This window comes from Methylobacterium sp. (genome assembly GCF_019750675.1).
GTDB lineage: Bacteria > Pseudomonadota > Alphaproteobacteria > Rhizobiales > Beijerinckiaceae > Methylobacterium.
The window spans coordinates 1-8,760 of the sequence record NZ_JAIEOF010000409.1; the positions used below are offsets into that span (position 1 = coordinate 1).

An 8,760-nucleotide genomic window follows, 5' to 3' on the forward strand; every position below is an offset into this window, starting at 1 on the left:
TTGGAGGCCTCGCCCGGAATCGAACCGGGGTGCAAGGATTTGCAGTCCTCTGCGTAACCACTCCGCCACGAGGCCTCTGTCGCACGGCCCGACGGATCGGACCTTCTCGGCGACCCCCGTCCGGGCGGCCGGCTCGGGGAGAGCGGTCTCTAGCAGAGGCCCGGGCGCGAGGGCAACGGCCCTTTGAACGATCTGGGCAAAAAGGATGCGAATCTCCGGCGGAGCCTCGCGGCGAAGGCGCGAGCGGGCGGTTGCCGGACCGCACGCGCAGGGGGCGGCCAAAAAATATGACGGATTCGTCAAATCCCTGGCTCGGACACCCTTGCGTCCCGGCGAAGTGCTGTGTAGACCCCCGATCGCGGTCCCCGATAGCTCAGTTGGTAGAGCAAGCGACTGTTAATCGCTTTGTCGCAGGTTCGAGTCCTGCTCGGGGAGCCAAACCTTCTTCAAGACTTGGCCGTTCACTTGGTGGGCTGGCTATAGCGGCAGAGTCGGTCCTGCGGGATCAGGCGCCGCGTTTCCATCATCTCCCGGCTGGATCATCGGCGCTGCTCTGCGGCGCCGATTTCGCGCGCGTCGGGTGCTCCGCATCCGCCTCGGTCTATCGGGTCCTCAGATCGAAAAAGCCCCGCCGGTCACCGGACCGGCGGGGCTTTTTCGGACCGGCGCCTGCGGTCAGGCCAGGGGGCCGGGGATCGCCGTCTCGGCCTCGGCGAGGAGCCGGGTCTCGTGCTTGCGCACGAACAGCCACAGGGCGAGGCCGCCGAAGATCACCAGCGCCAGCAGGGCGAGGCCGACCGGGCCGGCGATGTGCTCGATGGAACGGCCGCAATAGTACGAGCCGAGGCCCATGATCGTCGCCCAGGCGATGCCGCCCAGGCCGTTGAAGATCAGGAAGCGGCGCGCATCGAGCTTGTTCACCCCGGCGAGCACCGCCGCGTAGGCGCGCAGCATCGCGGTGAAGCGGCCGAAGAACACGATCTTCCCGCCATGCTCGCGAAACAGGTATTGCCCGAGCTTGAGCCGGCCGTGATCGAGGGCGATGAGGTGGCCGTAGCGCAGCAGGAGCGGCATCCCCCAGCGGCGGCCGACCCAGTAGCCCAGATTGTCGCCGAGGATCGCGGCCGTCGCAGCGGCCAGGATGATCAGGCCGATGTTCAGGTGGCCGGTGCTGCCGGCATAGACCGCCGAAGAAATCAGGATCGTCTCGCCGGGCAACGGCACGCCGGCGCTTTCGAGCGCGATGATTACGAAGATCGCGAGGTAGCCGTAGCTCGCGATCAGGTCGGCGATGGGCAGGTTCGAGAGAAATGACATCCGGTATTCCCGCATCGATGATCCCGCGACACAGAGCGGGGGATCATGGCGGGAGCGCGGCTCGTCTGTGGCCAAGCCGGGCCACGCGACGCGAAGACTTCGTCTCGAGGTCGAGCACGCAGCGTCGCGTCCGGCCACCCGCCGCGTGCGGGGCACTGCGCGCGCGCGGATCAGCCGAAGGAGCCGAAGCCCTCGAAGCTGTCGCTCTCGAACGTCGCGGTGGCTTGCGCATCCGGCGCGGGAGCCGGAGCGTCGTCGCCCGGTCCGTCCGGGCCTTGGGTCTGGAGGGAAGGTTGGATCTCGTCAGAGACGGCTGCGAGCGGCGAGGCAGAGCGATCGTGCTGCACGTCTTTGGTCATCCAGGCTCCTCAGGTGCGATACCGTCACGACGGCACGGCTTGGCCTACCTGAACGAATGCCATCCGTTAACCCGCGCGCTCCCCCGGCCCGGGCAGGGCTGACATGCGGTGACCGGGCGCCACGTCGCCGGACGGTCACCGCACGGTCGTTTCAGCGTCACGGACGCCGCCCGCGACGGCACGCGCCTCAGGCGTTCTTGCGCGGGCGATGGTTCGGGTCGACGCCGCCCTCCGGCGTCGTCTCGTTCTCGACGTCGCCCTCGAAGGTCGAGTCCGCCGCCACGTCGGCCGGGTCGCGCCCGGTCATGCCCTTGGACTGACCGATCCCGGGGTTGCCCTTGAGGTCGGCGTCGCTGGGGACATCGGTCTTCGGATGCTTGTTGGACATGTCTGCTCCCGTCGGTGTGGGTCCGTCGCGGGGGCTGAGGAGCGCCCACGACATGCCTCGACCAACCGCGCCGACCGGGCGCTGTTTCCGGTCGACGGGGTGTGCAGGTTCGTCGCGCCCGGGGACGGAGCCTCGGGGGGCGCGCACGAAAAAGGGCCGGGGGATCGCTCCCCCGGCCCCGATCGGCGAAGACGCCGGCGCGGCTTACGGCTGCTCGTTGCCCGCGTAGTTGATCGAGCCGTCGGCGCCCTTCTTCCACATGTACATGACGTAGTCCGGCCGGGTGATGTCGCCCTTCTTGTCGTAGGAGATGTCGCCGATCACCGTGTTGAAGGGCTTGCCCTCGCGCATGTAGGCGGCGACCTTCTGGCCGTCGGTGGATTTCGTCGCCTTCATCGCGTCGGCGAGGATCTGCATGGCGGCGTAGGAATAGAGCGTGTAGCCCTCGGGGTCGAAGTTCATCGCCTTGAAGGCGTCGACGGTCGCCTTCGACTTCGGATTCTTGCGGGCATCCGGCGAGAAGGTCATCAGGGTGCCGTCCGAGCCCGGGCCCGCCACCTGGGCGAACTCGCGGTCGGCGATGCCGTCGCCGCCCATCAGCGGCGCCTTGAGGCTCTGGTCGCGCATCTGGCGGATCAGCAGGCCGGCCTCGGTGTAGAGGCCGCCGAAATAGACCACGTCGACATTGGCCTGCTTGAGCTTCGAGACCAGGGCCGAGAAGTCCTTCTCGCCCGGGTTGATGCCTTCGTAGAGCACGTTCGAGCCGCCCTTGGCCTTGAGGGCCTTCAGGGTCTCGTCGGCCAAGCCCTTGCCGTAGGGGGTCTTGTCATGGACGAAGGCGATCTTCTTGCCCTTGAACTTGTCGGCGAGGTAGGCGCCCGCCACGGCGCCCTGCTGGTCGTCGCGGCCGCAGGTGCGGAAGGTGTTCCAGTTGCCGCGCTCGGTGTACTTGATCGCCGTTGACGCCGGGCTGACCTCGACGATGCCGGCTTCCTGCAGCACGTCCGAGACCGGGATCGACACGCCGGAGTTGAAGGCGCCGACCACGGCCTTGACGCCTTCCGAGGCGAATTTGTTGGCCACCGAGACGCCCTGCTTCGGGTCGGAGGCGTCGTCGCCGACCGTCATCACCAGCTTCTCGCCGTTGACGCCGCCGGCCTTGTTGATGTCCGCGATGGCCTGTTGCGCCCCGGTCTTGATCTGCGCGCCGAAGGCGGCGTTCGGGCCGGTGACGGGGACGACCACGCCGATCTTGATCTCGGCCTGGGCGGCGGTGGCCGCCAGCATCAGGCTGAGGGCGACACCGGCTGAAAACAGTGACTTCATGCTCGTTTCCCCTCTTACGGCGCCGGGCCAGGAATTCGCTTCGCCGGACGGGTCGCCAAACGCGGTGTGGTCTCGCGCCGGGCCCTCAGGGCGTCGGCGCGCTCGTCCGATCCCGCCAGCTCAGCGGGCCGGTGCGCTCGTAGAGCCAGGCATATTGCCGGGTCATCTGTCCGGTGCGGGTGTAGCGGTAGGCCACGGCCCCGATGGCGAGGACGACGGCAGCGTCGACCAGGTAGGCCGGCAGCGACAGCAGCGGGTCCTCGAACAGGGCGTAGTGCAGGAAGCGCGTCACCGCCGCGATGAGGAGGAGCGCCAGGGCGCAGTGCCAGGACGGGCGCCAGCCGCGGGCGAGCCCGCTGCCGGTCATCCAGGCCGCGCCGCCCCCCATCGCCACGGTGATGAGCAGGAAGATGCCGAGGGTGCGCAGATCGAGGCTGAAACCGTCGCCCATGCTCAGTGCGATCCCCCTTCGAGATAGGCGGCCTTGACCTGCGGGTCGTCGAGGAGCGCCTGTCCGGTGCCGCTCATGGTGACGGCGCCGTTGACCATGACGTAGCCGCGATGCGCGAGCTTGAGGGCATGATAGGCGTTCTGCTCGACGATGAATACGGTCAGCCCCTCGCGGGCGTTGAGGTCGCGCACGGCCGAGAAGATCTGCTTGACCACCAGCGGCGCCAGTCCGAGCGAGGGCTCGTCGAGCATGAGCAGGCGCGGCCGGCTCATGAGCGCGCGGGCGATGGCGAGCATCTGCTGCTCGCCGCCCGACATGGTGCCGCCGCGCTGGTCGATGCGCTCGGCAAGGCGCGGGAACAGGGTGCACATCCGCTCGAGGTCTTCGGCGAAGTGGCGCCCGCCATTCACCGCCGCCCCCATCTGCAGGTTCTCCCGCACCGTCATGCGGGAGAAGATGCGCCGTCCCTCGGGCGACTGCGCCAGGTTGAGCCGCGCGATCTCGTGGGTCGGCAGCTTGGTGATGTCCTGACCCGCGAAGGTGATGGTGCCCTCGCGCGCCTGGGGCTGGCCGAAGATCGTCATCATCAGGGTCGACTTGCCGGCCCCGTTGGCGCCGATGAGGGCGACGATCTCGCCCTCGTGCACGTCGACATCGACCCCCTTCAGGGCCCGGATGCTGCCGTAATAGGCCGAGACTCCGCGCACGCTGAGGAGCGGCGCCTTACCGGCCCGGGTCTCCGCCTCCGCCATCCGGGCGCGGGTCTCGTCCACCAGCACGTTGATGCCCGCGACGCTCATGCTGGGGCTCCCGCGAGACCGACTTCCGCTTCCACCGCCGCCACCTCCTCGTCGTCGACGCCGAGATAGGCCGCGATGACCCGGGTGTCGTTGCGGATCTCGTCCGGCGTCCCGTCGGCGATCTTGATGCCGTAATCGAGCACCACGATCCGGTCGGAGATCTGCATCACCACCGACATGTCGTGCTCGATCAGCAGCACCGAGGTCCCGTACTCGTCGCGGATCATGCGCAGGAGGGTGTTCAGGTCGGCCGATTCTCGCGGGTTGAGGCCCGCGGCCGGCTCGTCGAGACAGAGCAGGACGGGGTCCGTGCACATGGCCCGCGCGATCTCCAGGCGGCGCTGGTCGCCGTAGGGCAGGTCGCCCGCCGGCTCGTCGGCCCGGTGGGTGAGGCCGATGCGGGCGATCCAGGCGGCGGCCTTCTCGATCGCCTCGGCTTGCGCCCGGCGATAGCCCGGCAGGCCCAGGATGCCCGCCAGGGAGAAACCCGAGGCCCGCATCAGCGGCTTGTGCATGGCCACCAGCAGGTTCTCCAGCACGGTCATCTGCGGGAACAGGCGGATGTTCTGGAAGGTGCGGGCGACCCGGGCGAGGCGGTTGACGTCGTGGCCGGGCAGGCGCTCCAAGAGGTAGGTCTCGCCGCCCTCCTGGCGCAGTCTGATCATGCCCTCGGTCGGTTTGTAGAAGCCGGTGATGCAGTTGAAGACCGTGGTCTTGCCGGCGCCGTTCGGGCCGATCAGCGCCGTGATGTCGCCGCGCCCGACCTTGAACGAGAGGTCGCCCACGGCGGTGAGGCCGCCGAAGCGCATGGTCAGGTGGTCGACCACCAGGATCGGGTCGGCCGGGCCGCCGGGGATCGCGGCCGGGGGCTCGTCCTGCACGGTGGCGAGGCGGGTGATGCCGGTGGCGAGGGTCATGCGGGGCGCCCCCCGAGGCGGACCGAGGGCGTGCGCTCCGAGATGAGCCCGCGCGGTCGCCAGACCATCATGCAGACCATGGCGAGGCCGAACAGCAGCAGGCGGTACTCGTTCGGGTCGAAGCCCTCGCCGAACACGGCCTTGAGGAAGGTGAGGTTGCGCAGCAGTTCCGGCGCCCCGACCATCACGATGGCGGCGATGGCCACCCCGATCTGGCTGCCCATGCCGCCGAGCACCACGATGGCGAGGATGATCGCGCTCTCCAGGAAGTTGAAGCTCTCAGGCGAAACGAAGCCCTGCCGCACGGCGAAGAACGAGCCGGCGAAGCCCGCGAACATGGCGCCGAGGGCGAAGGCGGTGAGCTTGGTCATGGTGGTGTCGATGCCCAGCGACCGGCAGGCGATCTCGTCCTCGCGCAGGGCCTCCCAGGCGCGCCCCAGCGGCAGGCGCCGCATGCGCAGCGTCACCAGGTTGGTGATCAGGGCCAGCGCCAGGATAAGGTAATAGAGGAAGACGATGCGGTGCATCGGGCTGAAGGCGAGCCCGAACGTCTGGGCGAACCCGCCCTCCCCGGCCGTGAAGGGAATGCCGAAGAAGCTGGCGCGCGGGATCGAGGAGAGGCCGGCCGCACCGCCCGAGAAGTCGACCCAGTTGATGAGGACGAGACGGATGATCTCGCCGAAGGCGAGCGTCACGATGGCGAGGTAGTCGCCGCGCAGGCGCAGCACCGGGAAGCCCAGGAGCACGCCGAAGGCGGCGGCGAACAGGCCCGCCAGCGGCAGGCAGATCCAGAACGAGAGCCCGAACACGGTGGAGAGCAGGGCGTACGAATAGGCCCCCACGGCGTAGAAGGCGACGTAGCCGAGGTCGAGCAGGCCGGCGAGGCCGACGACGATGTTCAGGCCCCAGCCCAGCATGACGTAGGTGAGGATGAGGATGCCGAGGTCGATCCAGTAGCGCCCCTCCGACAGCCCCCCCGAGGCGAGGGCGGCCAACAGCGGCAGGGTCAGCGCCACGAACAGGGTCAGCGGCCCGAGCACCCGGCCGGCCCGGGCGACGACCGGAGCCGCGTCGAGGGTGGCGAGGCGGTGCACTTCCCGCCGCCGCGCGACCTCGCCGAGGAGCAGCCGCTGCCCGAGGCGCAGCACGAAGACTGCGAGGCACAGGCCGGCGACGACGCCCCAGCGGCCGGTCAGTTCGAGGCCGGTGCCCTGCCCGAGATCCGTCCGGTAGGCCACCACCGGGATGCTCAGGCCGAGCGTCACGAGGGCGAAGAGTGCCGAATCCTTCAGCATCTCGGAGAATGCCGCGCCGGAGCGCCGGGCGACGGTGGGGGCCACCGCGCCGATGGTCGATCCGTGAGTCGTCGATCCTTGCGTCGTCGATCCTTGCGCCATGGCTCAGACCTTCTCGACTTCGGGGCGTCCGAGGATGCCGGATGGTTTGAAGATCAGCACCACGATGAGGATCAGGAACGCGGCCACGTCCTTGTACTCGATCGAGAAATAGGCAGACCAGAAGGTCTCGATGAGGCCGATGATGAGGCCGCCCAGCACCGCGCCAGGCAGCGAACCGATGCCCCCGAGCACGGCCGCCGTGAAGGCCTTCACGCCGGGCACGAACCCGTCCGAGAACGAGACCACGCCGTAATAGAGGAGGTAGAGGGTGCCGGCGACCGCCGCGAGCGCCGCCCCGAGCACGAAGGTCAGCGAGATCGTGCGGTCGACGTTGATCCCGAGCAGCGCCGCCATGCGGCGGTCCTGCTCGCAGGCGCGCTGGGCCCGCCCGAAGGAGGTGCGCTGCACGAGGTACCAGAAGCCGGCGAGCAGCAGCGCCGTCGTCGTCATGATGATCGCCTGCTTGTAGGACAGCGTCACCGTGTACTGCTCGTTCTGGTAGAGCACGATGACGTCGCGCACGAGCGGCGGCACGGGCTTGTTGCGGGCACCCTGCACCACCTGGACGAAGTTCGACAGGAAGATCGACACGCCGATGGCCGAGATCAGCGGCGCGAGCCGGAAGGAGCCCCGCAGGGGCCGGTAGGCCACCCGCTCGATCGCCCAGCCCCAGAGCGCGGTCAGGATCATCGCCACGATGAGCACGATGAGGAACACCAGGGCGACCGAGGTGAGCCCGAGCCATGTCGTCAGGATGAGGAAGAAGATCAGCGCGATGAAGGACGAGAGCATGAAGACGTCGCCGTGGGCGAAATTCACCATCCCGATGATGCCGAAGACCATGGTGTAGCCCAGGGCGATCAGCCCGTAGATCGACCCGAGTGTCAGGCCGTTGATGAACTGCTGGGCGAAAAATTCCATGAACCGGCCTTCGTTTCGGCGCTGCGGCCATCCGCGAACGGGGTCTGCGAATGGCGTGCCAGCCTGGAATGTTCTGAACAACCGCCTCCGGTCAATCCTTGCCGCGCGTCCGGGCGTGAGCTTCCCGCGGCCCTGAAACGCGCACGGCCCGGCGCTGGGGGCGCCGGGCCGGCTCGGAAGCGGGCCTGGATCCGGTGCGACGGCACCGGCCGGACTTACTTGAGGAGGGAGACCAGCGCCTTGCCGGCCGGGGTCTTCAGCTCCTTGGCGTCGAGGGTGCCGTCGTTGTCCGGGTCGGCAGCCTTGAAGCGAGCCTCCACCAGGGCGAGGAACTCGGTCTTGTCGAGGGTGCCGTCCGAATCCGGATCGGCGGCCTTCAGGGCCTTCTTGCTGACGCGGCCCTGGAGTTCCTTGGCGTCGACCGTGCCGTCCTTGTCGGATTCCAGCTTGTCGAACAGGGCGCCGGCCACGGCCTGGGCCTCCTTGAGGTCGATGGTGCCGTCGTTGTCGGTGTCGACCATCGAGATGACCTTGGACGCGCCCGGACCCTTGGCCGAGGCCGGCAGGGTCAGGGGAAGCGCGAGGGCCGCGGCGCCCAGGATGGCGGCAAGGCGGGAGACGTTGGACATGCGGATTGCTCCATGCAGGCGATAACGGCGGTACCTCTACCATGCGTTGCGGTCGCGCAGAAGGATATATATTGCAACGCAGTATCGCATCATGGGCGCTGGTCTGGTGACGGCCCCGCTCTATCACAGGGAATCTGCCGACTCGCGTCGGGGGATTCTCCACCGCCTGTCGCGGGCCTAACGCGCGGCGGCCGCGTGAGCCGCCGCGCCCGCGCGCTCGGCTGCGCGGGGCATCAATCGCCGACGTGGTCGCCG

At 68.6% G+C, this 8,760-nt stretch carries 10 protein-coding genes and 2 tRNA genes; 1 reads left to right on the top strand and 11 read right to left on the bottom strand.

Features of this window, described 5'->3' with window-relative positions; all coding sequences use genetic code 11:
- Position 1: 1 nt before the first annotated feature.
- Positions 2-75: transfer RNA gene (locus K2X24_RS21555), tRNA-Cys, on the bottom strand.
- Between the two features lie 287 nt (positions 76-362).
- Between K2X24_RS21555 and K2X24_RS21560 the strand changes: the two genes are divergently transcribed.
- Positions 363-438: transfer RNA gene (locus K2X24_RS21560), tRNA-Asn, on the top strand.
- A gap of 237 nt (positions 439-675) precedes the next feature.
- Here the strand turns inward: K2X24_RS21560 and K2X24_RS21565 are convergent.
- From K2X24_RS21565 to K2X24_RS21610, 10 genes are all read right to left on the bottom strand, one after another.
- Complete coding sequence (locus K2X24_RS21565; RefSeq protein WP_238277200.1) at positions 676-1,317, bottom strand: DedA family protein; 642 nt, start codon at positions 1,315-1,317, stop codon at positions 676-678.
- Between the two features lie 170 nt (positions 1,318-1,487).
- Entirely contained in the window at positions 1,488-1,676 is a 189-nt protein-coding gene (locus K2X24_RS21570) for a hypothetical protein (RefSeq protein WP_292500954.1), read from the bottom strand.
- A 187-nt stretch (positions 1,677-1,863) separates the two neighbouring features.
- Positions 1,864-2,064, bottom strand: coding sequence for a hypothetical protein (locus tag K2X24_RS21575; protein ID WP_292500955.1), 201 nt, complete (start codon positions 2,062-2,064; stop codon positions 1,864-1,866).
- 204 nt (positions 2,065-2,268) lie between these two features.
- The gene (locus K2X24_RS21580; RefSeq protein ID WP_292500956.1) at positions 2,269-3,390 is read right to left on the bottom strand and encodes a branched-chain amino acid ABC transporter substrate-binding protein; all 1,122 of its coding nucleotides are present in this window, start codon (positions 3,388-3,390) and stop codon (positions 2,269-2,271) included.
- Positions 3,391-3,475: 85 nt separating this feature from the next.
- Entirely contained in the window at positions 3,476-3,841 is a 366-nt protein-coding gene (locus tag K2X24_RS21585; RefSeq protein ID WP_292500959.1) for a DUF6867 family protein, read from the bottom strand.
- A 2-nt stretch (positions 3,842-3,843) separates the two neighbouring features.
- A complete protein-coding gene (locus K2X24_RS21590; protein ID WP_292500961.1) occupies positions 3,844-4,641 on the bottom strand; it encodes an ABC transporter ATP-binding protein in 798 nt (265 codons plus the stop codon).
- Positions 4,638-5,558: an ATP-binding cassette domain-containing protein gene (locus tag K2X24_RS21595; RefSeq protein ID WP_292500963.1), complete on the bottom strand. Its 921-nt coding sequence runs from the start codon at positions 5,556-5,558 to the stop codon at positions 4,638-4,640. The genes K2X24_RS21590 and K2X24_RS21595 overlap by 4 nt, the downstream gene beginning before the upstream one ends.
- Complete coding sequence (gene livM / locus K2X24_RS21600; RefSeq protein WP_292500967.1) at positions 5,555-6,853, bottom strand: high-affinity branched-chain amino acid ABC transporter permease LivM; 1,299 nt, start codon at positions 6,851-6,853, stop codon at positions 5,555-5,557. The genes K2X24_RS21595 and livM overlap by 4 nt, the downstream gene beginning before the upstream one ends.
- A gap of 105 nt (positions 6,854-6,958) precedes the next feature.
- On the bottom strand, positions 6,959-7,876 hold the full coding sequence (locus tag K2X24_RS21605; RefSeq protein ID WP_238277210.1) for a branched-chain amino acid ABC transporter permease: 918 nt from the start codon (positions 7,874-7,876) through the stop codon (positions 6,959-6,961).
- A gap of 215 nt (positions 7,877-8,091) precedes the next feature.
- Positions 8,092-8,505, bottom strand: coding sequence for an EF-hand domain-containing protein (locus K2X24_RS21610; protein WP_243911967.1), 414 nt, complete (start codon positions 8,503-8,505; stop codon positions 8,092-8,094).
- Positions 8,506-8,760 lie beyond the last annotated feature (255 nt).

What these genes read in the sequence shown, in the direction of transcription:
- K2X24_RS21565 (WP_238277200.1), bottom strand. Translation starts at nt 1,317, where the DNA reads ATGTCATTTCTCTCGAACCTGCCCATCGCCGACCTGATCGCGAGCTAC.
- K2X24_RS21570 (WP_292500954.1), bottom strand. Translation starts at nt 1,676, where the DNA reads ATGACCAAAGACGTGCAGCACGATCGCTCTGCCTCGCCGCTCGCAGCC.
- K2X24_RS21575 (WP_292500955.1), bottom strand. Translation starts at nt 2,064, where the DNA reads ATGTCCAACAAGCATCCGAAGACCGATGTCCCCAGCGACGCCGACCTC.
- K2X24_RS21580 (WP_292500956.1), bottom strand. Translation starts at nt 3,390, where the DNA reads ATGAAGTCACTGTTTTCAGCCGGTGTCGCCCTCAGCCTGATGCTGGCG.
- K2X24_RS21585 (WP_292500959.1), bottom strand. Translation starts at nt 3,841, where the DNA reads ATGGGCGACGGTTTCAGCCTCGATCTGCGCACCCTCGGCATCTTCCTG.
- K2X24_RS21590 (WP_292500961.1), bottom strand. Translation starts at nt 4,641, where the DNA reads ATGAGCGTCGCGGGCATCAACGTGCTGGTGGACGAGACCCGCGCCCGG.
- K2X24_RS21595 (WP_292500963.1), bottom strand. Translation starts at nt 5,558, where the DNA reads ATGACCCTCGCCACCGGCATCACCCGCCTCGCCACCGTGCAGGACGAG.
- livM (WP_292500967.1), bottom strand. Translation starts at nt 6,853, where the DNA reads ATGCTGAAGGATTCGGCACTCTTCGCCCTCGTGACGCTCGGCCTGAGC.
- K2X24_RS21605 (WP_238277210.1), bottom strand. Translation starts at nt 7,876, where the DNA reads ATGGAATTTTTCGCCCAGCAGTTCATCAACGGCCTGACACTCGGGTCG.
- K2X24_RS21610 (WP_243911967.1), bottom strand. Translation starts at nt 8,505, where the DNA reads ATGTCCAACGTCTCCCGCCTTGCCGCCATCCTGGGCGCCGCGGCCCTC.